Source organism: Bradyrhizobium sp. 195, from assembly GCF_023101665.1.
Taxonomy (GTDB): domain Bacteria; phylum Pseudomonadota; class Alphaproteobacteria; order Rhizobiales; family Xanthobacteraceae; genus Bradyrhizobium.
The window spans coordinates 240053-264557 of record NZ_CP082161.1; the positions used below are offsets into that span (position 1 = coordinate 240053).

17 protein-coding genes are annotated in these 24505 nt (G+C 63.9%); 5 read left to right on the forward strand and 12 right to left on the reverse strand.

What is annotated here, in order from left to right:
* Positions 1 to 121: 121 nt before the first annotated feature.
* The 6 genes from IVB26_RS01145 to IVB26_RS01170 form a co-directional block, all read right to left on the reverse strand.
* Positions 122 to 1306, reverse strand: coding sequence for a substrate-binding domain-containing protein (locus IVB26_RS01145; RefSeq protein ID WP_247970238.1), 1185 nt, complete (start codon positions 1304 to 1306; stop codon positions 122 to 124).
* 106 nt (positions 1307 to 1412) lie between these two features.
* On the reverse strand, positions 1413 to 3440 hold the full coding sequence (locus IVB26_RS01150) for an acyl CoA:acetate/3-ketoacid CoA transferase (protein WP_276578703.1): 2028 nt from the start codon (positions 3438 to 3440) through the stop codon (positions 1413 to 1415).
* Between the two features lie 110 nt (positions 3441 to 3550).
* The gene (locus IVB26_RS01155; protein ID WP_247970239.1) at positions 3551 to 4861 is read right to left on the reverse strand and encodes an MFS transporter; all 1311 of its coding nucleotides are present in this window, start codon (positions 4859 to 4861) and stop codon (positions 3551 to 3553) included.
* Between the two features lie 197 nt (positions 4862 to 5058).
* The gene (locus tag IVB26_RS01160; protein WP_247970240.1) at positions 5059 to 6498 is read right to left on the reverse strand and encodes a sigma-54 interaction domain-containing protein; all 1440 of its coding nucleotides are present in this window, start codon (positions 6496 to 6498) and stop codon (positions 5059 to 5061) included.
* A 1424-nt stretch (positions 6499 to 7922) separates the two neighbouring features.
* Positions 7923 to 9659 carry a putative bifunctional diguanylate cyclase/phosphodiesterase gene (locus IVB26_RS01165; RefSeq protein WP_247970241.1) on the reverse strand — a complete coding sequence of 579 codons (1737 nt, stop codon included), beginning with the start codon at positions 9657 to 9659 and terminating at the stop codon, positions 7923 to 7925.
* Positions 9660 to 9879: 220 nt separating this feature from the next.
* Positions 9880 to 10845 (reverse strand): sensor histidine kinase, encoded by a 966-nt coding sequence (locus IVB26_RS01170; RefSeq protein WP_247970242.1) that lies wholly within the window; start codon positions 10843 to 10845, stop codon positions 9880 to 9882.
* A 179-nt stretch (positions 10846 to 11024) separates the two neighbouring features.
* On the opposite strand from IVB26_RS01170, the gene IVB26_RS01175 reads away from it, so the two are divergent.
* Positions 11025 to 11864, forward strand: a complete 840-nt coding sequence (locus IVB26_RS01175) for an SDR family NAD(P)-dependent oxidoreductase (RefSeq protein WP_247970243.1) — start codon at positions 11025 to 11027, stop codon at positions 11862 to 11864.
* Between the two features lie 243 nt (positions 11865 to 12107).
* Here IVB26_RS01175 and IVB26_RS01180 read toward each other — a convergent pair whose 3' ends face one another.
* Together IVB26_RS01180 and IVB26_RS01185 are read right to left on the reverse strand one after the other, a co-directional pair.
* Positions 12108 to 13484: a cytochrome P450 gene (locus tag IVB26_RS01180; RefSeq protein ID WP_247970244.1), complete on the reverse strand. Its 1377-nt coding sequence runs from the start codon at positions 13482 to 13484 to the stop codon at positions 12108 to 12110.
* A 254-nt stretch (positions 13485 to 13738) separates the two neighbouring features.
* Positions 13739 to 14974, reverse strand: coding sequence for an LLM class flavin-dependent oxidoreductase (locus IVB26_RS01185; protein ID WP_247970245.1), 1236 nt, complete (start codon positions 14972 to 14974; stop codon positions 13739 to 13741).
* A gap of 193 nt (positions 14975 to 15167) precedes the next feature.
* On the opposite strand from IVB26_RS01185, the gene IVB26_RS01190 reads away from it, so the two are divergent.
* Complete coding sequence (locus IVB26_RS01190) at positions 15168 to 16577, forward strand: MFS transporter (protein ID WP_247970246.1); 1410 nt, start codon at positions 15168 to 15170, stop codon at positions 16575 to 16577.
* Between the two features lie 141 nt (positions 16578 to 16718).
* Positions 16719 to 17900, forward strand: a complete 1182-nt coding sequence (locus tag IVB26_RS01195) for an extracellular catalytic domain type 1 short-chain-length polyhydroxyalkanoate depolymerase (protein WP_247970247.1) — start codon at positions 16719 to 16721, stop codon at positions 17898 to 17900.
* A gap of 47 nt (positions 17901 to 17947) precedes the next feature.
* Here IVB26_RS01195 and IVB26_RS01200 read toward each other — a convergent pair whose 3' ends face one another.
* Positions 17948 to 18250 carry a hypothetical protein gene (locus IVB26_RS01200; protein ID WP_247970248.1) on the reverse strand — a complete coding sequence of 101 codons (303 nt, stop codon included), beginning with the start codon at positions 18248 to 18250 and terminating at the stop codon, positions 17948 to 17950.
* 139 nt (positions 18251 to 18389) lie between these two features.
* On the opposite strand from IVB26_RS01200, the gene IVB26_RS01205 reads away from it, so the two are divergent.
* Positions 18390 to 18758, forward strand: a complete 369-nt coding sequence (locus IVB26_RS01205; RefSeq protein WP_247314309.1) for a winged helix-turn-helix transcriptional regulator — start codon at positions 18390 to 18392, stop codon at positions 18756 to 18758.
* A gap of 3 nt (positions 18759 to 18761) precedes the next feature.
* Here IVB26_RS01205 and IVB26_RS01210 read toward each other — a convergent pair whose 3' ends face one another.
* Together IVB26_RS01210 and IVB26_RS01215 are read right to left on the reverse strand one after the other, a co-directional pair.
* Positions 18762 to 19430: an MBL fold metallo-hydrolase gene (locus tag IVB26_RS01210; protein ID WP_247970249.1), complete on the reverse strand. Its 669-nt coding sequence runs from the start codon at positions 19428 to 19430 to the stop codon at positions 18762 to 18764.
* Positions 19431 to 19518: 88 nt separating this feature from the next.
* The gene (locus tag IVB26_RS01215) at positions 19519 to 20637 is read right to left on the reverse strand and encodes a vWA domain-containing protein (protein WP_247970250.1); all 1119 of its coding nucleotides are present in this window, start codon (positions 20635 to 20637) and stop codon (positions 19519 to 19521) included.
* A gap of 234 nt (positions 20638 to 20871) precedes the next feature.
* On the opposite strand from IVB26_RS01215, the gene IVB26_RS01220 reads away from it, so the two are divergent.
* Positions 20872 to 22470, forward strand: a complete 1599-nt coding sequence (locus IVB26_RS01220) for an alpha-amylase family glycosyl hydrolase (protein ID WP_247970251.1) — start codon at positions 20872 to 20874, stop codon at positions 22468 to 22470.
* Between the two features lie 198 nt (positions 22471 to 22668).
* On the opposite strand, the gene IVB26_RS01225 is transcribed toward IVB26_RS01220, so the two are convergent.
* Positions 22669 to 24369, reverse strand: coding sequence for an alpha-amylase family protein (locus IVB26_RS01225; protein WP_247970252.1), 1701 nt, complete (start codon positions 24367 to 24369; stop codon positions 22669 to 22671).
* Positions 24370 to 24505 lie beyond the last annotated feature (136 nt).

The window sequence follows — 24505 nt, forward strand, 5'->3', positions numbered from 1 at the left end:
CCCCCGCTTGCGGGGGAGGGTCGGGGAGAGGGTATTTCCACGGGCGAGACCCCCCAAGAGGAGAGAGCCCTCACCCGGCGCTATGCGCCGACCTCTCCCGCAAGCGGGAGAGGTAAGCAACTCAGCGCTTGTTCTTGACCGGAACGTCCATGTCTTCGATCTTTAGCTCGCGCACCGGCTCGAGCACGGCCCAGGCGACGTTCGGATCGACCTTGACCTTGAAGTGATACATGCTCTGCAGCGCCTGATGATCTTCCTTGCGGAACACCATCTTGCCCTTTGGCGTGTCGAACTCCAGGCCTTCCATCGCCGTAATCAGCTTCTCGGTGTCGGTCGACTTCGCCTTGGTGACGGCGGCGACGACGGACATCGCGGCGGCAAAACCGCCCGCGGTGAAGAAGTCCGGCGGCGCGTTGAAGCGCTTCTGGTGCTCGGCGACCAGCCAGTCGTTCACCGGGTTCTTCGGGATCTCGTAGAAATAATAGGTCGCTCCTTCCATGCCGGGCAGGCCCTTATAGGCGGCGAGCGCCGGCAGGATGTTGCCGCCGGTGGAGAGCTCGATGCCGTAGCGCTTCGGGTCCATGTCCTGGAGCTTGGCCAGCGGATTGCCGGCGCCGGCCCAGATCACCCAGATCACCTTGCGGCCGGGCTTGTCCTTCAGGGCGTCGAACAGGCGCTGGCCGACGGCGGTGAAGTCGGTGGTGGAGGTCGGGGCATATTCCTCCGCAGCGAGCGTCGCGCCGGTCTTGGCGAGCGCTTCCTTGAAGGCGGCGACGCCATCGCGGCCGAACGCATAGTCCTGCGCCAGGGTGGCGACAGTGACGCCCTGCTTGCCGATCGCGACCGCGTTCGAGATCGCGTCCTGCGAAGAATTGCGCCCGGTGCGGAAGATGTAGCGATTCCACTTCTCGCCGGTAATCTGATCCGCGACCGCCGGCTCGACGATCAGGATCTTCTTGTTCTCCTCGGCGACCGGGAGAATGGCGAGCGCGGCGGCCGACGAGGTCGTGCCGATCGCGATGTCGGCCTTGTCGTCCTGATAGGCTTCGGCGAGCGCGGCCTTCGAAAGGTCCGGCTTGCCCTGGTCGTCCTTGGTGATGATGACGATCTTGCGACCATCGAGCGTCATCGTGCCCTTGGTGGCGTATTCGAAACCCATTTTCAGGCCGGTCTCGGTCTGCTTGGCATAGGCCTCGAGCGGGCCGGTCTTGCCGTAGATCAGCGCGACCTTGAGATCGTCGGCCCGTGCGGAGGTGCCCGCGGCGAGTGCGAGGATGGTTGTTGTTATGATGAGTGATCGACGCACGATGGTCCCTCCTGATTTAAAGTTTCTCGGCAACAGCGATTTGCACAACGTCACGGACATTGCAATTGAACCTTCCGGCCGAGCGTGCCGGCCTTTCGAACATGCATCATTTTTGGGCTAGCCGCGCGTTGCCGGCGCCTTCGGACTGACGCCGATCCGACTGCGCCTCATCAGCGCTTTCGAAAATATGCGGCGCGACGCCGCGCCTCTCCAGGGCTTCGCCGAGCTTGATGCGCAGGAAGCCCGACGTGGTGTAGCGCGACACGCCGGAATAGAAGCGGTCGACGAGGCTGCGCACCATGGCCGAATAATCGTCCATCAGTTCCGGCAGGATGGAAAAATTGTCATAATTGACGATGGCGTAGACCCGGCGGCCGAGCGGGGCGAGCCTGGCCTCGACGATAGCAGCGATGGTATCGATCTCGGCCTTGCTGCGCAGCGGATAGCGCTCCAGGTTGACGAAAAACAGGTCCTGCTGCCCGTCAAGCGTGAAGCGCTGATCGAGCGGAATGGTGAGCAGGCGCTCGCGCAGATCCATCAGACCTTCGCCGAAGATGCGCGCGTCCATCAAGGCGGGATCGCGCGGGATCAACGGCTTGAAATCCATCAGGCGCAAGATGTCGCGCTCGATATCCATGCCGGGCGCAATTTCCGTCAGCTCGAGCCCGTCGGGGCGCAGCTCGAACACGCAGCGCTCGGTGACGTAAAGCGTGCGCTGCTTGCGCGTGGCGGCGAACGGGCCGCTGAAGGTGACGTGCTCGACGCTGTCCACGAACTTGCGCGATGGCGCCTCGTCGAGAATGACGAGCTTGCCGTCGTTCACTGCGATGCGCTGCTTGCCCGCGCCGAAGGTGCCGACGAAGACGACCTCCTTGGCGTTCTGGCTGATGTTGATGAAGCCGCCGGCACCTGCGAGTTTCGGCCCGAACTTGCTGACATTGAGGTTGCCGGCACGATCGACCTGGGCGAGCCCGAGAAAGGCCGCATCGAGACCGCCGCCGTCGTAGAAGTCGAACTGATAAGGCTGGTCGATCACCGCCTGCGTGTTGATCGCCGCGCCGAAATCGATGCCGCTTGCGGGGATCCCGCCAATCACGCCGGGCTCCGCCGTCAACGTGATCAGGTCGATGATCCGCTCCTCATTGGCCACGGAGGCGATCCCCTCGGGCATGCCGATGCCGAGATTGACAACGCTGTTGGCCTTCAGCTCGAGGGCGGCGCGACGGGCGATGATCTTGCGTTCGCTGACCGGCATCACCGGCAGCGAGGCGGCACGGACGCGGATCTCGCTCGAGAAAGCCGGATTGTATTGCGTGCCGAACGTCTGCCAGTGGTTCTCGGGCCTTGCCACCACGACGCAGTCGACCAGGATGCCGGGAATTTTGACCTGGCGCGGATTGAGGCTGCCGGCCTCGGCCACGCGTTCGACCTGGGCGATGACGATGCCGCCGGAATTATGCGCCGCCATGGCGATGGCGAGCGCCTCCAGCGTCAGCGCCTCCTTCTCCATGGTGAGGTTGCCGTCGGGATCGCCGGTGGTGGCGCGGATGATCCCGACTTGGATCGGAAACGTCTTGTAGAGCAGGCAGTCTTCGCCGCCGATCCTGATCAGCTCCACCATGTCCTCGGTGGTGCGTGCGTTCAGCTTGCCGCCGCCCTGCCGGGGGTCGACGAAGGTGCCGATGCCGACGCGGGTGACATGGCCGGGCCGGTGCGCGGCGATGTCGCGGAACAGATGCGTGATGACGCCCTGCGGCAGGTTATAGGCCTCGATCTGGTTCGCGATCGCGAGTTGCTGCAATTTCGGTGCGAGCCCCCAATGTCCCCCGATCACGCGCCGGACCAGGCCTTCATGCGCGAAATGATTGAGGCCGCGCTGCTTGCCGTCGCCCTGGCCGGCCGCATAGATCAGCGTCAGGTTGCGCGGCTTGCCCTGCGTATAGGGCGCGTCGCCTTCGTGGGAAAGGTAGAGCTCTTCCAGCGCGATCGCGATCTCCTCGGCAAAGCCGATGCCAACGAAGCCGCCGGTCGCCACCGTGTCGCCGTCGCGAATCAGCATAACCGCTTCGGCGGCCGTGACGACCTTGCCTTTCTCGGAATTGGGCAAATAGGGCAGAGCTGGATGATGGCTCACGGCGTGCCTCCCGGTCCCTTCGATCGTATGCCGTTGTTGTGCATTGATCCTATCGCGAGGAGCAGCCGCGGAACAGGCCGCTCCTCGCGATGAAAACGTCATCAGGACGCTCAGCCCTGAACTATCTTGCGTGTTTCGGTGGCGAAATAGACCGACACGATGGTGATGAGCGCCAGCGCGATCATGTAGAGCGAGATCGGCCAGGTGGCCGGCGCGTAGGCCGTCATCAATCCCGTCGCGATCAGCGGCGACAGCGCGCCGGCGAAGATCGAGGCGAGGTTGTAGCCGAGCGAGACGCCGCTATAGCGCACCTTGGTGCCGAACAGCTCCGACAGGAAGCTCGCCTGCGGGCCGTACATCGCGGCATGACCGATGGCGAGGCCGAGCACGATCGCGATCCAGGCATATTGCGGGTTCCTGGTGGCCAGCAGCATGAACAGCGGGAACGACATCAGCGCCGAGAACACCGCGCCGAAGATGTAGACCGGCCGCCGTCCGACGCGATCGGACAGCGCGCCGAAGGCCGGAATGGTGAAGGTCTCGATGGCGGCGCCGATCAGCACGCCGTTGAGCATGTCCTGCTTGTTCATGCCGAGCGACTGCGTCGCATAGGCGAGCACGAAGGTCGCGTAGATGTAGAAGAAGCCGTTTTCGGCAAAGCGCGCGCCCATCGCGAGCAGGATGTTCTTGGGATACATCCTGATGGCCTCGAGAATCGGCATCTTCACTTCCTGCTTGGTGTCCTTGACCTTCTGGAACTCCGGGGATTCCGCGATGGTGAAGCGGATCCACAGGCCGACCAGCACCAGCGCAATCGAGAACAGGAACGGGATGCGCCAGCCCCAGGCGAGGAGCTGCGCGTCGGTCAGCATCGCCGACACCACCGAGAAAACGAGCGTGCCGAGCACGAGGCCGAGCGGCGCTCCGAGCTGCGGCCAGCTGCCGTAGAAGCCCTTCTTGTCCGCCGGCGCGTGCTCGACTGCCATCAGCACCGCGCCGCCCCATTCGCCGCCGAGGCCAAAGCCCTGGATCAGGCGGCATGTGACGAGCAGGACGGCGGCCCAGATGCCGGCGGTCTCGTAGGTCGGCAGGAATCCGATCGCCGCTGTCGCCACGCCCATGATCAGCAGCGTCAGATACAGCATGGTCTTGCGGCCGATCTTGTCGCCATAGTGACCGAACACGACGCCGCCGAGCGGACGCGCGATGAAGCCGAGCGCGTAGGTCGCGAACGCCAACAGCGTTCCCATCATGGGGTCGAAGGTCGGAAAGAACAGCTTGTTGAAGATCAGCGCCGCGGCCGTGCCGTAGAGGAAGAAGTCGTACCATTCGATGGCCGTGCCGATCAGGCTCGCGGTGGCGACCGTGACGTGCGACGGCTGCTTGGCCTGAAGCTGATGAACCGTGATCGCTTCACTCATCTGGCGTCCTCCCTGTTTGCGAATGCGCATGTGCAGCATGCGTCATTGTGCAAAGCAAAGAGCAAGGTCCGCGCCAGATGCGGAGGGTTTGCGCAAAATGGCTGAAAACACGGCAATTTCTGAAGTCGGCGCCGGGAAAGAGCGGAAAGACGCCGTGTCAGGAATCCGAGACTCCGGACAGTCTGGTGTCTCGAAACTCAGACGGAGGCCGGTCCCGAGGCGAGGCCGAACTTGGCGAGCTTCTTGTAGAAGGTCGCGCGTGAGATCCGCAGCATTCTGGCGGCCTCGGAGATCTGGCCGTTGCTGGCGGCGAGTGCCTGTTCGAGCGTGTGCTTCTCGAATTCGGCCTCGGCCTCGGCATAGGGCACGACTGTTCCGGCCGCGCGCTCGGGCGCAGCCGGCTTGATCTCGGTGCCGACGGGAAGGATGCGCGCGAAATCCTCGCCGGTCAGCCGGCCGGAATCGCTGAGAATCAGCGCCCGCTCCAGGATGTTGCGGAGCTCGCGAACATTGCCCGGCCAGTCATAGCGCGCCAGCGCGGAAAGCCCGCTCGGCGTGATCTTCGCCTTGACGTAATCGCCGGAGGCGCTGATGTCCTCCAGCAGCCGGGCGCAGATGTCCGGGAGATCGTCCAGGCACTGGCGCAGCGGCGGCAGCTCGATCGAGAGCACGTTCAGCCGATAATAGAGGTCGGGGCGGAACGTGCCGTCGCTGACGCGCTTGCGCAAGTCCACATTGGTCGCCGCGACCACGCGCACGTCGACCTTGGAGATCTTGTCCGAGCCGAGCGGCTCGATCTCGCGCTCCTGCAGCACGCGCAGCAGCTTGGCCTGCAATTGCAGCGGCATCTCGCCGATCTCGTCGAGGAACAGCGTGCCGCCATCGGCGATCCGGAACTTGCCCTCGCGTCCCCTGCGGTCGGCGCCGGTATAGGCGCCCGGCGCGGTGCCGAAGAACTCCGACTCGATCAGTGTCTCCGGGACGGCGGCGACATTGACGCTGACGAACGGCTTCTCCGCACGGGACGAAGCATTGTGAATCGCCTGCGCCAGCATCTCCTTGCCCGTTCCGGTCTCGCCGGTGAGGAGCACCGTGACGCTCTGCCGCGCGGCGCGGCTTGCCAGCGCCTTGGCCTGGGCAATTCCCGGCGTGGTGCCGACGTAGTCGGCGAAGGTGAAGCGCGCGGCGCGGGCGTTGGACAATTGCCGCCGCGCCAGCCGCAGATCGCTTTCGAGCTGGGCGACGCGGGCGAGCAGCGGCTTCAGGCTTTCGAGGTGGTCATAGAGCACGAAGCCGATCGCGCCGATCACCGTCCCGTTCTCGTCCTCGATCGGCATGCGGGTGACGACGAGCTGCTCGCCGCCGAGCTCCATGATGTCGAGCAGGATCGGCTCGCCGGTTTCGGCCACCTTGCGCATCAGGCTGTTGGGGATGACCTCCTCGATCGGCCGGCCGATTGCCTCGCTGATGCGCTTGAGGCCGAGCGCGGCGAGATATTTTTCGTTGACGTAGACGACCCGTCCGCCGCGGTCGATCGCGATCGCACCCTCGCAGAGCTTTTCCAGCCGCTCGAACAGCGTCTCCATCGCGCGTGCGCGAAGGTAAGCGGGGTCGCTGATCGAGGAGGAAGCGGACATGACATGCCTTGCGGGGAGGTCCGCCCGTGTATTAGCAAAAGGCCAGCAATTTCAAAGCGGGAAATGGGAGCTGAGGCGTCTTCCCATACTCCGCTGTCGTCCCGGACAAGCGCCGCGAAGCGGAGCGCCGATCCGGGACCCATACGCCGCAGCACTAGTTTGGCGAGGACTTGGAGTGGGAGCTTCGCGTCACACAACTCCCTGTGGTTATGGGTCCCGGGTCTGCGCTGACGCTTGCCCGGGACGACAGCGGTGTGTGTTGCGCCGCTTGCGGCCGCCGATGCTCGCTCGCGATCGACGGGCGGAGATGCCCTGTGTCGGCCTCTGTCAATCCACCCGCGCAAAAATATTCCTCTTTACCGAAATTCGGTTTTGTCGTATGTCTCATCCATCCCGGCTCATCCAAGAGGGGCGATCTTGTGTCGTCACTATCGCGAGCCGGGCTTGCGGTGGACGCGGCAGCGTCGGCAAGAGAGGTGCGGGCAGGGCGGGTAGTCCCTGTGAGCCCGTAACCGCGTGCAGACGAGCGGCGCTGTTCAGTTCGTCTCGCCACATTCTCTCGGCAACGTCGACAAGCCCGGGAGATAATGTGGTGACCAGCGAACGCGCGTACGGCAAAACCGTGTGGTCCTGGCCGTCGTTGCTACGGTCAAGCCCTTCGGAGATGTGAGCGAGCCCAACCGGGCAGACTGCATCATCCAATTCGCGGGGCGAGGGAGGCCAAAGGAAAGTTCGGCTCCCGGGAGATCACGGCATAAGCCGTCCAGCCACTGCGCAGGGAAGGCCGAGTGATCGGCGACACCTGTATGCTGCTGTGCGGTTCTTTTTGCGCGTACCTTTCGCGCAGCGGACCGCGGGTGCCAGCCGGCACCCGGCCTTCCCTGCGCCCTCTTGGATTTCAGAGGGCGGAGCGACCAAGCAAAGCTCGGGCGATTCAAGCCGCGAGAATGCGAAGGCGTGTCTGTCACCACACATTCGGTGTCATCGCCCGCGAAAGCGGGCGATCCAGTATTCCAGAGGAAGTTTTGACTGAACCGAGAAGCCGCGGCGTACTGGATTCCCCGCTCCAGTGCGCAATTGCGCACAAGGCGGGGAATGACAGCGTCAGATGTCGTAGGGTGGCAAAGGCGCTCTTGCGCCGTGCCCACGATCTCTCTCGGTCGCGAAAGATACGTGGGCACGCTTCGCTTTGCCCACCCTACGACACCGCAGCCTGCGGCAATCGCAGCCGGGATGTGCACTGGAGTATCGCGATGCCGCCTCACGTTCCGTCATTGCGAGGAGCCCTTGCGACGAAGCAATCCAGAATCCCTCCGCGAAAAGGCTCTGGATTGCTTCCGCCTTCGGCGGACAAGTCGCTTCGCTCGCAATGACGATGCGGGGATGACGGAATCGGGAGGTCGCTGGGTGGTCGAGGAACGGGCCTACCTTCGATACCCGCTTGCCCGCGAATAGCCCTGGCGGTTCTGCTGGTGCGGGCGGCTTGCAACGCTCGCCCGGGCTTCGCTGGAGAGCGGCGTTGCGAGCTTCAGCTCCTCCAGGAAGATCGGCCGGGAGAAGTAATAGCCCTGCGCGTAGCGGATCTTGGTCGCGGCCTGGAGATAGGCGAGTTCCTCGTAGGATTCGAGACCCTCGGCAATCACGGTCATGCCGAGCGCTTCGCTCAAGGATTCGATCGCGCGCAGGATGCCCTGGCTGCGCGGGCGCTTATGAATGTCGGTGATGAAGGAGCGGTCGATCTTGATCTCGTCGGCGGTGATGTCGGCCAGCGCCGAGAGCGAGGAGTAACCGGTACCGAAATCGTCGATCGAGATGCCGACACCGAGCTTGCGGAACGTCGGCAGGATCTCGTCCTGGAAATGATTCTTGGCGACGAAGGCATCTTCCGTCAGCTCGATCATGAAGCGGGTGGGAAAGCCGGTGTCGTCCAGCGCCTGCGCGAAGCTGCGCATGAATTCGGGATTGCCGGCCTGCTTGGCGGCGACGTTGATGCTGATGGTCGCTTCCGCGCCGAATGTCTCGTTGATCAGGTCGATCGACTTGACGATCTCGGCGAGCACGAGGTGAGTCAGCTCGTCGATCAGGCCGAGCTCGCTGGCGAGATTGATGAACGAGCCGGGCGCCTGGATCACGCCTTCGTCGTCGCGCAGGCGCACCAGGGCCTCGATGCCCTTCACGGCCTGGGTGCGGATGTCGACCTTGGACTGAAAGGCGCAGCAGAAGCGCTTTTCCAGGATGGCGAGCCGTAGCGACTGCTCGACCTTCATCCGCGCCTGCGCCTCGCGCTCCATGCTGGCATCGAAGAAGGCGGCCAGTCCCTTGCCGTTGTTCTTGATGCGGTACATCGCGATGTCGGCGTTCTGGCGCAGCGTCTCGAAACTGCTGCCGTGGTCGGGATAGAGGCTGATGCCGACCGAGGTCGAGGCGAAGACTTCCGAATGGTCGATGAAGAACGGCGCGGTCAGCCGCTCCAGTGTCGACTGCATGAATTCGGCGACCTCCTCCTGGCTCTGGATCGGCGACAGCAGCAGCAGGAATTCGTCGCCGGAGATGCGCGACAGCATGTCGGAGTCACGCAAGTCGCGACCGAGACGCTTCGACAGCTCGACCAGCAGCGCATCGCCGACGGCATGGCCATAATAGTCGTTGATGTGCTTGAAATTGTCGACGTCGAGGAAGGCCAGCGCGAAGCGCTCGCCGCCGCGATTTTCCGCAAGCAGATTATTGGCGCGATGTTCGATCACGCGCCGCGAAGGCAGTCCGGTCAACTCGTCGAAATAGGCCGAGCGGAACAGCTGGTCCTCGAAATTCTTCTGCTCGGTGATGTCGGAAGACGCCGAGATCAGGAGCTCGCGTCCGGCGAGGCGAACGGGACGATGGGTCGTGAGCAGCACCTGGCGCGCGGCGCCGCCGTGAAGCGCCTCTTCGGTGACGACAGGTTGGCCGGCGCTCAGAGCCTTGCGGCAGGCTTCGCGGCGCAGCGCCAGATCGGGTGAGGGTCGGCTGCCGTCCATGCCGAGCTGCGCGGCCGCGGCGTCGTTGACCAGCAGAAGCTCGCCATGCGCGTCCTGCACGGTCAATCCGGCCGGCAGCATTCTAACGATTTCCTTGAGAAAACCGAGCTCGGCTTCATTCGCGCCGGAGTATCTGTTGTCGTTCATAGAAGTCATGAATCTTGTTGTTTCGGCGCCTTTGCAATGGACGCGATCTTGCGTGGTTCCCTCTTAAGTTTGGTTAAGGGGTCCGGAGAAATACGGGGGTGTTTTGGAGAAAACTTGCGGCGTTGCGACGCGCGCTGACGATCGTCATTAACAGAGCGTCAACAGCGCATGCGAAACCGCGGGCGAGGGCCGCGGGTGCGCTTTCACGTGGCGCACGATGCTATTCGCTTCGCGGGATCCGGCATTGCATGATGCAATGCAGCCCGGTCTTCAAGTAAGAGATCTCGGATTTGCCATCGAAGGCCGACAGTGCCGATTTCAACAGCTTGGTGCCGAAGCCCGGCTCGGAGACCTCGTCCACGCTCGGCCCCTCGGTTTCGTCCCAGGTGACGGTCAGGCGGTCGTCGCTGACGGTCCACGACACCTGCAACAGACCGCGGGGCGAGGAGAACGCACCGTATTTGCCTGCATTGGTAGCAAGCTCGTGAAACATCAATGACAGCGTGACGGCGAGCTTCGGCGGCAGGAACAGTCGCTCGCCATTGAGCGTGAAGCGGACGTGGCCGTAGGGGCCGAGTTCCGAGATCAGGAGATCGCGGATGTCGCAGCCGGCCTTGTCGATCCGCGAGATCAAATCATCGGTCGCGGCCAGCGAGCGCAGCCGCGGATCGACCCGGGCCCAGACCAGCGGCTGGTCATGCAGCACCTGGTGCAGCACGGCATGCACCGTCGACAGCTTGTTCTTCAGCCGGTGCTGGAGCTCGTCGACCAGCAGCTTGCGATAATCCTCTTCCTCGATCAGCCGCTTGGAGATCCGGCGCTGCTCCGCCAGCATGGTGCGATAGTGCTCGACGCCCCAGATGGTGAGCGCACAGACCGCCCAATAAAGTGCCAGCAGGGCAAACCGTGCGTGATCGGCCAGGGCATCGCTGAAATTCACGACGACGCCGAGCACGCCGCCGAAAAGCGCAGTCACGATTCCGATCCGGAAGCCTCCGAACGCGGCGGCAAAGAACACGGCCGGAAAGTAGGGGGTGAAGTAGACGTCGGGCCGCACATGCGCGAGAGCCCAGCGCGCCAGCGTCGCAACCAGCAGGCAGGCCACTGCAAACGCAATGCTCAGACCGAGCGATGGCGGCGCCGCACCCTGCCAACCCCTACGGAATTCGTCGATCAGCTTCCCCATGCGCCGCCCAGTTGCGATATGCGTTCGAAAATCGATCGGTCCATGAGGATGTTACGCATCCCGCCCGCACAAGCATAGCTTGCCCTGGTGGAGGCAGGCAGGGATAGTGTCCGCCGCGGCGATGGCAGCGGCCGATGTTCGCCATTTGGCATCAAATCGTTCGAAAACAGGAACATTCCATGGGCAGGCTCGACGGCAAGGTTGCGGTGATCACGGGAGCGACGAGCGGGATCGGATTGCGCACTGCGGAAGTCTTCGTTGCCGAAGGTGCCAAAATTGTGATCGCGGGGCGGCGCCTACCGGAGGGCGAGGCGCTGGCATCGCGGCTCGGGGCCGACTGCATCTTCCGCCAGACCGACGTAACGGTCGAAGCCCAGATGCAGGCCCTGATCGCGCTGGCCGTGGACAAGTTCGGCCGGATCGACTGCCTGTTCAACAATGCCGGCGGCCCGGCGCAGACCGGCGGCATCGAGGGCCTCGAGGTCGAGCGCTTCGATGCGGCGATGGCAACGCTGGTGCGCAGCGTCATGCTCGGCATGAAGCACGCCGCGCCCCACATGAAGAAGCAGGGGAGCGGCACCATCATCAACAATGGCAGCATCGCCGGACGCCTCGCCGGGTTCTCGTCCTCGATGGTCTATGGCGCGGCCAAGGCGGCGGTGATTCATCTCACCAAATGCGTGGCGATGGAGCTCGGCGAGTCCAATGTGCGCGTCAACTCGATCTCGCCCGGCGCGATCGCGACCGGCATTTTCGGCAAGGCGCTCGGGCTCTCGACCGACGCTGCGGAGAAGACGCCCGCGGTGATGCGCGAGGTTTACAAGACCGCGCAACCGATCCCGCGTGCCGGCCTTCCCGACGACATCGCCCATGCCGCGGTGTTCCTGGCCAGCGACGAATCCAGCTTCATCAACGGCCACGACCTCGTCATCGACGGCGCCATGACCGGCGGCCGCAACTGGAGCCAGCAGCAGCAGGGCTATGTGGCCTTGCGCAAGGCATTCGATCAGGGGGCGTAGCGACACGCGCAGGGGCGTAGGGTGGGCAAAGCCAAGCGTGCCCACGAATTCTTCTCATTGCGACGAAACGTGGGCACGGCGCTCCGCGCCTTTGCCCACCCTACGAGACCTACGATCTGAGTGAGGACCCGTGCCCCGGACGCGGTGCGGCGCGAAGTGCCGCTCCGCAGAGCCGGGGCCCATCTCTCCAAACAAGAGATTCTGGGTCCCGGCTCGCGCTTTGCGCGTCCGGGACACGGTCGTTCACACCGCCTTCACCCGCACCCTTAGCCCGTCCCGCGGCTTCGGGATCGGCCACATCTGCCAGTCCGGCTTGTAGCCGGGCTCCAGCGATACCTCGATGTTCTGCAGGAAGTGCCGCGCGAAGCATTTCGCCTGCATGTAGGCGAAATGCAGACCGAGGCACATATGCGCGCCGCCGCCGAAGGGGACCCAGGCGAAGCGGTGGCGGCTGCGTTGCGCTTCCTCGGTGAAGCGCAGCGGATCGAAGCGATCCGGCTCCGGCCAGATGTCGTTCATGTGATGCGTATAGAGCGGATTGACGCCGACCGCCGTGCCGGCGGGAATCGTAAAGCCTTTGAAGGTGAAATCGCGCATCGCACGGCGCGGCATCGAGGGCACCGGCGGCTTGATCCGCAGCGCTTCCTTGAACGCCATCTCGCAAAGCGGCATCTTTTCGAGATCGTCGAAGCTGCTCGGCGTATCCGCCGCCAGCCCGAGCGCGAGAACTTCCGCTCGCAGCCTGTCCTGCCAATCCGGATTGGCGGCGAGCTCGCCGATGAAGGAGGTCAGCGACGAGGTCAGCGTGTCGTGCGCCGCCATCATCAGGAAGCTCATGTGGTCGATGATGTCCTGCTCGGACAGCAGCGCGCCATCCTCATGGGTGGCGCGGCAGAGCTGCGAGAACAGATCATCGCCGCCATGATTGCCGCGGCGCAGCGGGATCTGCTCGCGGAAATAGGCGACGATGCGCTTGCGCCCCCGTACGCCGGCCGCCATCTGGGTGCCGGGCAGCGGGCGGCGGATCGGGGCGACGGCAGCCGCGACCATGTCGACGAAGGCCCGGTTGATCTCGTCGACCTCCGGTCCGATGTCGGCGCCAAGGAAGGACGCAGCGGCGAGATCCAGCGTGAGCTGCTTCATCGCGGGGTAGAGCTGCATCTCGCCGGGCTTGGCCTTCCACTGCGCGACCCGCGCGGAGATGCCACGGTCGAGATCGCTGAGATAGGACTTCATCGGCCCGGACTTGAACGCGACCGACAGCGCCTTGCGGTGCAGCCGGTGCTCGTCGAAATCGAGCAGCATCAATCCGCGCGGAAACAGCAGGCCGAGCACCTTGTTCCAGCCGTGGGTCGATGAGAACAGCTTTTGCTGATCGAACATCACGAGCTCGTTGGCCTCGGGCCCGAGCAGCACGACATTGGTCTCGCCGAAAACATGCGTGCGGTAGACCGGTCCGTATTTGGCGCCGTTCCCCTCGATATGGCCCTTGGGATCGGCCAGCACCTGCAACGTCTTGCCGATGATCGGCCAGCCTTCGTCGCCGGGAATGTGCGTCAGGGCGTTGCGTTTGGGCGCGGTGAAGTCGGGCGCCCTTGCGGCCACATTCTGCATCGACATGAAGATTGCTCCGGTTGGCAGGCTCTGCGAGCGTAGCACAATCCGGGCACGGTGATGCGAGAGTTGCTGGCGCAATTTGCCTCGGATGTCGTCCCCGCCGAGTGCGCAATTGCGCACGGGGGCGGGGACCCATAACCACAGGGAGAAGTTTTGGTGCGAGGCTGGTAACTCCGAGTCTTCGTACAGCTGCATCCTGTGGTTATGGGTCCCGGGTTCGCGCTGCGCGCGCCCCGGGACGACGAGTGGAGCAGGACCTATCGCTTCGCCGCTTCCTTTTGCAGATCCGGGGCGTTGACGGCGGGAATGGCGACGCGGCCGGGGCCGGTCACCTTCAGCGCCTCGGCGGCCTTCTCGTTCTCCATGATCTTGGCCATCACCGCCTGTCCCGCGCGCTCGAAGATCGCGCGGTTCTCGATCACGAATTTCTGCGACCTGCGTAGGGAATCGATATAGCCGTTGATCTCGGGCACGACATAGCGCGCCACCATGTCCCAGCTCCGGCGCGTATTTTCCGGATTGGCCCAGTCGTGCACGAAACCGATGATGGCGCCGACGCCGCCGGAGACCTGCATCACGTTCTTGATGGTTTTGACGAGGTCGTCGGGCGTGCCGATGGTGGATGCCGCGCCCTCGACGAAGGCCGTCTTGTCCACGGCCTCGTCGGGCGAGGAGAATGCGGTCAGTCCCGGCCGCTGCAGCGTCCCGACATTATATTCGTTGTGCCAGCGCATCAGCCCGGCACCGGCTTCCTTGCGCGCCTGCTCGCGGGTCTCGGCGATGTGAAAGGTCAGCAGCACGCGCCAGTCGGCGCGGCTCACCGTGGTGCCGTGCTTCCTGGCGGCGTCCTCGGCGAACTGCCATTGCTGCTGCAGTGACATCAGCCCCTGTGTCGTCATCGAGCCCAGCGAGATGATACCGATGCCGTATTTGCCGGCGAGCGTCATGCCGGAGGGCGAGATCTGCGAGGCCACGACGAACGGCATCTCCTCCTGCAGCGGCAGGATCTGCAGCGCGGCATCGTTCATGGTGAACCAGTCGCTCTTGGCGGTGACACGCTCGCCGTTGAAGAGCCGGCGGATGATGCCGATGGCCTCGTCCTGGCGATCGCGCTGCGTCATCGGGTCGATGCCGAGCGTGTGTGCGTCGGAGGCGAGCGCGCCGGGGCCGGAGCCGAAGATGGCGCGTCCGCCGGTCATGTGGTCGAGCTGCACCATGCGCTGGGCGACGTTGTAGGGATGATGATAGGGCAGCGACACCACCCCGGTGCCGAGCTTGATCCGCTTGGTGCGCTCGCCGGCGGCAGCCAGGAACATCTCGGGCGAAGCGATCATCTCCCAGCCGGATGAATGGTGCTCGCCGCACCAGAACTCGTCATAGCCGAGCGCGTCGAGCTGCTCGACCAGGTCGAGATCGCGCCGGAACTGGAGCATCGGATGCTCCCCGATCGGGTGATGCGGGGCAAGAAAGGCTCCGAACTTCAGGCGCGCCATGGCGTTCTCTCCGGCTTTGATTTTTCTGTTCGTTGAGACGGTGAGGCTACGTGCCTGACGGCGCGAACGCAATCGCGCGGTGTCCCGTGTTGCGGAATGCAGGCATGCGTGGCAGATCCTACCTGCGAGGTAATCGCGGCACCGCATGAGATCTGAAATCCTGAGAATAACGAGGTTCCAGAGTCATGCACCGATGCACCAGATCGTCACACGACAAGTCGATTCCTCCCGCCGCTGGTGGGTGCTGGCGATCGTCGTCGCCGCCCAGTTCATGTTCGGCGTCGATGCCTTCGTGGTCAACGTCGCCATTCCCACCATCGCAGTCGAGCTGAAGGCCTCGCCGGCGCAGATCGAATCCGTGATCGCGATCTATCTGATCGCCTATGCCACGCTGGTCGTCACCGGTGGCCGGCTCGGCGACATCCACGGCACCAGAAATGTGTTCCTGGCCGGTGTGCTCGGTTTCACCCTGACGTCGCTGTGGTGCGGTCTCGCGCAATCCGGCGCGGAGCTGATCATCGCCCGGCTGGCGCAGGGCGCGACCGCGGCACTGATGGTGCCCCAGGTGCTGGCGACGCTGCATCTGTTGTTCACCGATGAGACGCGCAGCCGCGCCTTCGCCATCTACGGCATCGTGCTCGGGCTGGCCGGCGCGGCAGGCTTCCTGCTCGGTGGTCTGCTGATCACGGCTGATCTTGCCGGCACCGGCTGGCGTTCGGTGTTCTTCATCAACGTGCCCTGCGGCCTCGTCATCGCGGCTGCCGCCTGGCGCATCATGCCGTCGGCGCCGCGATCAGGCGCAAGGCTCGACATCAAAGGCAGCGTGGTCCTGTTCGCGGGGCTGCTCTGCCTGATCGGCCCGCTGCTGTTCGGTCACGATGTCGGCTGGGCACCCTGGCTGTGGGCCGTGATGGCAGCCGGCGGCGTCATCCTGGCCGCGTTCCTGAAGCTGGAGCATGCGGCCGCGCGCGCCGGCGGAATGCCGCTGATCGACCTGACGCTGCTGGCGGACGCCGCCTTCCTGCGCGGGCTTGGCGCCGCCTTCTTTTTCTTCTTTGCCAATCTCTCCTTCTATCTGGTGATGACGCTTTTCATGCAGCGTGGGCTCGAGATCCCGCCGCTCTCAGCCGGCATGGCCTTCATTCCGCTCGCGCTCGCTTTCGTTGTGGCGTCACGTCACAGCGGTGCGCGGGCGCGCCATCGCGGCACCAAGGTTTTGATCGAAGGCTGCGCGCTTCAGATCGCAGGCCTCGCCGCGCTCGCGCTCGTGGCGTTCTTGAAAGATGCGCCGTCGCCGCTCCTGCTCGCGCTCATCATGATCATCTTCGGTTACGGTCAGGGATTGGTGATGGCGCCACTCTCCGGCGCGGTGCTGTCAAGTGTGAAGCCCGTCGCCGCAGGCTCGGCCTCCGGGATGTACGGCACCACGGCGCAGATCGGAAATGCGGCCGGAGTGGCCGCAATCGGCGCGGTATTCTTCGCCGTCGAAGCGCTGCAATCAGCGCGCGCAGGATTTCTCGTCTCGCTTGCGCTGTTTGTGACATTAATCATGGTCTGCGTCGCATTCCTGACGTGGATGCGCCGCGCCTCTGCACGAAGTTGAGGCATTTGGTGGTTAATGCCTGCGGATCCGCGGGAAATCCCTACGATTTCGTAGGATTGACAGCGCACGGTCTTTTTATTTTGCAATGCAGCAACTATCTGGTTTGGCTGGACGTTGAACGTCGCCCACCAGGAACTTGCCGTGTCGTTAGCGAAAAATGTCGATTTGTTGAGACGTCTGCCCAGGTTGGACGGTCGGCGCTTTGCCGAGCTTGGCCGCAGCGCTGATGTGTCCAGTCCATTGGAAGAGATCACGGGATTCGGCGACAATCCCGGAGCCTTGCGCATGTTCGCGTTCGTGCCGACGCAGTTGCAGAAGCCGCGCGCGCTGGTCGTCGTGCTGCATGGCTGCGGGCAGACGGCGGGGGGTTACGATCTCGGTGCGGGCTGGTCGACGCTCGCGAAGCACTATGGTTTCGCGCTGTTGATGCCGGAGCAGCAGCGCATCAATAACGGCAATACCTGCTTCAACTGGTTCAATCCGGAAGACACGGCGCGGGGCAGCGGCGAGGCGCATTCTATCCGCGAGATGATCGCGCACATGGTCGAGGCACATCGCATCGATCCCAAGTGCGTCTTCATCACCGGTCTGTCCGCCGGCGGCGGCATGACATCGGTGTTGCTCGCGACCTATCCTGAAGTCTTCGCGGCCGGCGCGATCATTGCCGGATTGCCCTATGGCATCGCCTCGAATCTGCGCGAAGCGCTGGACGGCATGTTTCACTCCCCGGTGCGTCCCGCGCGCGAGCTCGGCGATCTCGTGCGCAACGCCTCCGATTATCGCGGTTCCTGGCCGAAAGTCTCGGTGTGGCACGGCAGCGCCGATCGCACCGTCAATCCCGGCAACGCCAACGAGATCGTCAAGCAGTGGCTCGATCTGCACGATCTGCCGGAAGCGCCGATGGCGGAGACCAATGTCGACGGCTATCCGCGCCAGGCCTGGTGGAACAAGGACGGCGAGACGCTGGTCGAATTCTACGCCATCACCGACATGGCGCACGGCACGCCGCTTGGGCTCGCCGACAACGATCAGCGCTATGGCGTCGAAGGCGCCTTCCTGATCGAGGCCGGTATCTCCTCGTCCTATCACATCGCAAAATTCTTCGGCCTCACCAACTGGATTGCAGACGCTGCGAAGGCGGAAGCCAAGTCCGCAACCAAGTCTGCAACAAAGCAGGCGCTTTCGCCTGCGCCGCATCTCGCCCGCTCGATCCGTGCGGCCGTCGCCGAACAGCCGGCCGAGCCGAAGCGCGAGGAGGCCCGTGGCTTCGATCTCGGCCAGATCATCACGCGCGCGCTGACCGCGGCGGGGTTGATGAAGTAGTCTCGCTGTCGTCCCTGCGAACGCAGGGACGACAGCTGAGTTTGCGACTACGCCGTCTGGTCGATCATCTCGATCGGCGTTGCCGTCACCTCGCCGCCGGAGACTTGCCGCGTCATCGCCGAATAGGTCTTGAAGAAGTCGCGCGACTGCAGCGTCTTCTGCGCATCCTCGTCGGCGACGCTGGCGAGATGGAAGTAGTGGCCGTCGTCGCGATTTTTCAGCACGCGATAGCCGATCCGTCCTTTTAGCTCCGGATCGCTGTCGATCGCCTTGATGAAACGGGCGATCTCCTGGTGCCAGGCTTCCGTCGTCCCGCTCTTGAATTCATATCGGATCATGAAGTGCTTCATGTGACGCTCCCTGTTCGTCGTGTGCGTCATCATCTGCGGCTTGCGGACGATCCCGCAAGTATGGACAAAATTGATAGTATGGACTTTTTCGACGTCGCTCCTATCCTCATTGCAGCTGGATGCGCATGGAGGAGACGACATGGCAAAGGCAATGCCGGCGCGAACCTGTCCGGTCGCGGCCTTTCAGAAGATGATCAGCGGCAAGTACAAGCTGCGCATCGTCTGGGACCTCAAGGACGGCCCGCGCCGCTATGGCGAGATCCGCAGCGGACTGTTGCGCGGCACGAGCGGAAGCGCGGAGATCACCCCGCGCGTGCTCAGCCGGGAGCTGAAAGCGCTGACGATGAGCGGCCTGATCGACCGCAAGGATTTTGGCGAGGTGCCGCCGAAAGTCGAGTATCGCCTGACCCGCAAGGGCAAGAGCTTCGTGCCCGTCGTCGCGGCGATCCGCGAGTGGGGCGAGCGTCACCTCGGCGAAGCGGCGGCACTTACCGAGGCCGCCGAATAGCGCCTACGTCTCGCCGGTGATGAACGGATTGGTCATCCGCTCCTGGCCGATGCTCGAGCCGGCGCCATGGCCGCAGATGAAGCCGACGTCGTCGCCGAGCGGCAGCAGTTTGGTCAGGATCGAGTTGATCAACGTGGCGTGACTGCCGCCGGGCAAATCGGTGCGCCCGACCGAGCCGGCGAACAAGACGTCGCCGACATGGGCAAAACGCAATTCCTTGTTGAAGAACACCACGCTACCGGGCGAATGGCCGGGGCAGTGGAAGATCTCGAACGAGAGGTCACCAATCGACACGGTGTCGCCCTCGGCGAGCCAGCGGTCGGGCGCAAAATTGCGTACGCCGGTCATGCCGAAGCGCGCGCCGCTCTCGACCACGTTGTCGAGCAGGAACTTGTCCGCTTCATGCGGGCCCTCGATCGGCACCTTCAGCGCATCGCGCAGGTCGGCCGCGCCGCCGACATGGTCGATATGGCCGTGGGTCAACCAGATCTTCTCGACGGTGACGCCGGTCTGCTTGATCGCGTCCAGAATCTTCGGCACGTCCCCGCCGGGATCGATCACCACGGCCTTCTTGGTGGGCTCGTCCCAGATGATGGTGCAGTTCTGCTCGAACAGCGTCACGGGAACGATGATCGCGCCCGCCTTGGATTGGGTGTCGTTTTGCTCGGTCATGGCGCCACAATGCCGATTTTTGCCATGCCGCCAAGCAAAAGATTCGGGCGAAGACCCGGGGATCGACCTTTCCCCGGGCCCGCCGCAATTATCGCTTGATCTGCGCCTTCAACGTCTCCTGGACGACGCCGTCGAAGGACGAGGTCTTCTGCGATTTCGCGGCCCGCTCGGCGATGTACTTGTCGCGCTTGCCGACCAGCGCGGTGAGCTTCTCGTTCAGAGCCTTGCGCTGCTCGATCTGCCTGGTCACCTCGGCCTCGCGCTGCTCGGGTTTCATGGCCCGCAGGTTCTCGGGCAGGTCGGCGTCCTTGACGGAAGCGACGCTCGTCGTGCCCTTGGCCGCGTCCGCGACGAGATCGCCGCCGCCGGTGACGGCTTCGGCGGTCGCCGCGGATCGCTTGTTGATGTAGCTCGCCATGTCGGTGGCGCTTGCCGGCGCCGCCTCCGCGATGCTGGCGGTCTGGCGCATCTTCATCTCGGTGTGCCGTTGCCGCTCGCGCGGGCCATAGGGGATCACCGTGCCGTTGAGCTGTTGCTGCAGGATGATGATGTTCTGGTCGTACGGGGTCTCGATCACCACGATCTGGCCGCCATCCTGCGGAATCGGAATGAAGCGGCCGCTGCCGATCTGCGCGATGTCGCGCCACACCCGCTCGGTATCGCGAGCATCGCCGGCAAGCACGGCGTTGACGATGATGTCCTTCTGCTTGGCGACCGCGAGCGTCGTCGGATATTTGGTGTCCTGGGCATAGTCCATGTGCGGTGGCGCGTCGCCGACCAGGAAGACGATGTGCCTGGTGTCGTTGCCCGGCGTCCATTGCAGCTTGTTGACGGCGACGTCCAGCGCCTCGTTGACGCTTTCCGGCCAGTCGCCGCCGCCGCGCGCTTTCAGCTCCAGCAGATTGGCGTAGAGGTCCTGGATATCGCGGGTCAGCTCGATCTTCGAGGTCACGTAGTCGTCGCCGATGTCGCGATAGGCGACGAGCCCCATGCGGATGTCGGCGTCCGGGTTGGAATCGACGATCGTGGTGGCGATCGACCAGATCTTGCGCTTGGCGCCCTCGATCAGGCGCGCCATCGAGCCGGTGGTATCGAGCACGAAGGCGACCTCGACGGTTGGCCGCGCCAGGGCCGGGGACAATCCGGCCGACAGGGGCAGGGTGGCAAGAGCGAAGGCGAGCGAGCACAGTGTGATGCGTGACCTCATGGGGTCCTCCAGTGGTTTCGTCCCTCGGAACCGAAGTTCCACTGGCATCGCGGTGGGCTGAAGCCGGAACGAGGGCCGGATCGGCGCGAAATTACGGCGGAACTCGCGCCATACGGACCCTGACGACGCCCTCACCGCCGCGGCCGTCACATCGTCGTCCTAAAGCCCTGTTGGTCTGAACCCTCGGCGCGATCCCGCGTTGCTGTCCGCGCGAGGGACATTTGGGGGGCGATCTTGGCTCAGAGCGATAGTAATTGGTGGCGCGACGGCATCTTCTATCAGATCTACCCGCGCTCCTTTCAGGACTCCAACGGTGACGGCGTCGGCGATCTCGCCGGCATCCTGCAGCGGCTGCCTTATGTGAAATCGCTGGGGGTCGATGCGATCTGGCTGTCGCCGATCTTCCCCTCGCCAATGGCCGATTTCGGTTACGACATCTCCGACTATACCGGCATCGAGCCGCTGTTCGGCACGATGGAAGACTTCGATACGTTGATCGCTGCCGCCCACGACAACGGCCTGAAGTTGATCCTCGACCTCGTGCCGAACCACACTTCCGATCAGCATCCATGGTTCGTCGAGAGCCGCGCCTCGCGCGACAATCCAAAACGCGACTGGTACATCTGGCGCGATCCGGGGCCTGACGGCGGCGTGCCCAACAACTGGCTGTCCGAGTTCGGCGGCAGCGCGTGGCAGTTCGACGAGACCACAGGTCAATATTATTATCACGCCTTCCTGGCCCAGCAGCCGGACCTGAACTGGCGCAATCCGGACGTCCGCGCTGCGATCTATGACGTGATGCGGTTCTGGCTTGAGAGGGGCGTCGACGGCTTTCGCGTCGACGTGATCTGGCATCTGATCAAGGACGCCGAATTCCGCGACAACCCGCCAAACCCGCATTATGTCGAGGGTCGGCCGCCGAACGAAAGGATCATGACGCAATATTCCACCGATCAGCCGGAGGTGCATGACGTCATTGCCGAGATGCGGCGCGTCACCGATGGGTATGGCGCCCGCGTGCTGATCGGCGAGATCTATCTGCCGCTGCATCGCCTCATGGCTTACTACGGCAACGACCTCACCGGCGCGCAGATGCCGTTCAATTTCGCGCTGCTCTCGACGTTCTGGAGCGCGCGCTCGGTCGAGACCATCATCGAGGATTACGAGAAGGCGCTGCCGCGCGGCGCGTGGCCGAACTGGGTGCTCGGCAACCACGATCGCCCGCGTGTTGCGAGTCGCGTCGGGCCGGAGCAGGCCCGCGTCGCCGCCATGCTGCTGCTGACGCTGCGCGGCACACCGACGCTCTATTATGGCGACGAGATCGGCATGCACCAGGTGGCCATCGCGCCGGAGGATGTCCAAGATCCCTTCGAGAAGAACGTGCCCGGCATCGGTGTCGGCCGCGACGGCTGCCGCACGCCGATGCAATGGGATTCCTCGCACTTCGGCGGCTTCTCCGCGGTGCGGCCGTGGCTGCCGCTGCCGGAGCATTATGTGCGCGACAATGTCGTCAATCTCGAAGCCGATGCGCGCTCGATCCTCAACCTCTACAAGCGCCTGATCGGCTTGCGGCAGAGCTGTCCGCCGCTGGTCGCGGGCAATTATCATCCGATCGCGGCGCAAGGCGATCTTCTGATTTATCGCCGTGAAGCCGAAGGCAGGGCGGTGATCGTGGCGCTCAATCTCGGAGCTGAGCCGATCGCGGTGACGACGAGTGCGATCCGTTTCGGCAGCGAGGTTTTGTTGTCGACATACCTGGATCGCGAGGGAGAGCGGATCGAAGGCGTGCTGGATCTGCGTGCGAATGAAGGGGTGATCGTTACTCCACCCTAGCTGTCGTCTTGGATGAACAAAGCGAAGGCTCGACATCGCTATTCGCCGTCATTGCGAGGAGCTCGCGACAAAATTGCGTAGCAATTTTGCGCTGATGCGACGAAGCAATCCAGGATCCCTCCGCTGAAAGACTCTGGATTGCTTCGCTGCGCTCGCAATGACGATCGTTGCGGCAGCGGAGAAAACGACGGCATTCACTCACCCCGGATGCTTATTCCCCCGCACCGTATCCTCGTCGATATCGCTCCGCTTCAGCAGATAATCCAGCCCGCCGACCCGGTACCAGCGATACCCGTAAGGCTCCAGCACGACGCGGTGCTGGCCGCGCTTGTCGGCGTGGCTGTGGTCCTCCGCGAGCAGGTTGATCAGGTGCGCGCCGGCCTCCCCTGATAGCCCCACCGAGAACGCGATCTCGCGCGGCTTTTCATCGAGGTTGTGCACGAACAGCACGGAATTGTTGCGCCAGTCGTAGCGCATGATGAACACGGCGGGATCGCGCGTCGGGACGATGGCGAAATCGCCCCAGCCGACCTCCGGCACTTCTTTCCGCATGCGGACGATGCGCTCGGTCCAGTTCAGCATGGAGTTGGGATCGCGCCGCTGCTTTGCGACGTTGACGTGCGGATAGCCGTACGGTCCCTTGTCGATGACGGGGCACGCCGGCCTGTCGCTCTTGGTGAAGCCGCCATGCGGCTCGGTCGACCATTGCATCGGCGTGCGCGCGCAATTGCGCTCGGGCAGCGAGAGGTCGTCGCCCATCGCGATCTCGTCGCCATAGCGGATGACCGGCGTTCCGGGCAACGTGCACATCAGGCTGTAGGCGAGCTCGAGCCGCCTGCGGTCGCCGCCCAGCATTGGCGCGAGGCGGCGGCGAATGCCGCGGTCATAGAGCTGCATGTCCTTGTCGGGGCCGAACGATTTGAACACGGCATCGCGCTGCGCCTTGGTCAGGCGTCCCAGATCGAGCTCGTCGTGATTGCGCAGGAACAGGCCCCATTGCGCCGTGGCCGGCCGCGGCTTGGTCGCCTTCAGCGACTTCGCCAGCGGTCGCGAGTCGCCCGATGCCAGCGCATAGAACAGGTGCTGGTTGACGTGGAAGTTGAACATCATGTGCATGCGGTCGGCGTCGTGGCCAAAATATTCCATGTCCGTCTTCGGCAGCACGTTGGCCTCGGCGAGGATGATGGCGTCGCCCTGCCGCCATTGCAGGAATTCGCGGAACGCGCGCAGCATGTCGTACTGCTCGACCGGATTCTTCACCTTCGCGCCCTTGGTCGCGATCACGAAGGGCACCGCGTCCATGCGGAAGCCGGAGACGCCGAGCTGGATCCAAAAGCCCATGATCTTGAGAATTTCCGCCTGCACGTACGGGTTCGACGTGTTGAGGTCAGGCTGGAAATCGTAGAAGCGATGGAAGTAGTACGCGCCCGCCTCCTTGTCCCGCGTCCATGTCGATTTCTGCACGCCGGGAAACACCATGCCCTTGTTGGCATTGGCGGGCTTCTTGTCGGACCACACATACCAGTCGCGATAGGGCGAGGCCTTGTCGCGCCGCGCCTCCTTGAACCAGTGATGCTGGTCCGAGGTGTGGTTGACGACGAGATCGATGATGATGCGGATGCCGCGCTGCTTGCAGCCATGGGCGAACTCGACGAAGTCGCCGAGCGTGCCGTAGCGGGCATCGACACTGTAATAGTCGGCGATGTCGTAGCCGTCGTCGCGGCCGGGCGAAGTCTGGAACGGCATCAGCCAGATCGTGGTGATGCCGAGGCCGTGCAAATAGTCGAGCCGGCGGAGCAGGCCCTTGAAATCGCCGATGCCGTCGCCGTCGGCGTCCATATAGGAGCCGACGGACAGGCAATAGATCACGCCGTTCTTGTACCAGAGATCGTCGATCATCCGCCGATAGCCTCGGGTGGTTCCGCCGAGGTGCGGCGGCTGCGTGATAAGTGCGTGGGGGAGGGGAGGTTCCCACACACTCGCCGTCGTCCCGGGGCGCGCCACTTGGCGCGAGCCCGGGACCCATAGCCACAGG

Coding starts and splice junctions, on each gene's coding strand:
- IVB26_RS01155 (WP_247970239.1), bottom strand. CDS start 4,861: ATGAGTGAAGCGATCACGGTTCATCAGCTTCAGGCCAAGCAGCCGTCG.
- IVB26_RS01160 (WP_247970240.1), bottom strand. CDS start 6,498: ATGTCCGCTTCCTCCTCGATCAGCGACCCCGCTTACCTTCGCGCACGC.
- IVB26_RS01165 (WP_247970241.1), bottom strand. CDS start 9,659: ATGAACGACAACAGATACTCCGGCGCGAATGAAGCCGAGCTCGGTTTT.
- IVB26_RS01170 (WP_247970242.1), bottom strand. CDS start 10,845: ATGGGGAAGCTGATCGACGAATTCCGTAGGGGTTGGCAGGGTGCGGCG.
- IVB26_RS01175 (WP_247970243.1), top strand. CDS start 11,025: ATGGGCAGGCTCGACGGCAAGGTTGCGGTGATCACGGGAGCGACGAGC.
- IVB26_RS01180 (WP_247970244.1), bottom strand. CDS start 13,484: ATGTCGATGCAGAATGTGGCCGCAAGGGCGCCCGACTTCACCGCGCCC.
- IVB26_RS01185 (WP_247970245.1), bottom strand. CDS start 14,974: ATGGCGCGCCTGAAGTTCGGAGCCTTTCTTGCCCCGCATCACCCGATC.
- IVB26_RS01190 (WP_247970246.1), top strand. CDS start 15,168: ATGCACCAGATCGTCACACGACAAGTCGATTCCTCCCGCCGCTGGTGG.
- IVB26_RS01200 (WP_247970248.1), bottom strand. CDS start 18,250: ATGAAGCACTTCATGATCCGATATGAATTCAAGAGCGGGACGACGGAA.
- IVB26_RS01205 (WP_247314309.1), top strand. CDS start 18,390: ATGGCAAAGGCAATGCCGGCGCGAACCTGTCCGGTCGCGGCCTTTCAG.
- IVB26_RS01210 (WP_247970249.1), bottom strand. CDS start 19,430: ATGACCGAGCAAAACGACACCCAATCCAAGGCGGGCGCGATCATCGTT.
- IVB26_RS01215 (WP_247970250.1), bottom strand. CDS start 20,637: ATGAGGTCACGCATCACACTGTGCTCGCTCGCCTTCGCTCTTGCCACC.
- IVB26_RS01225 (WP_247970252.1), bottom strand. CDS start 24,369: ATGATCGACGATCTCTGGTACAAGAACGGCGTGATCTATTGCCTGTCC.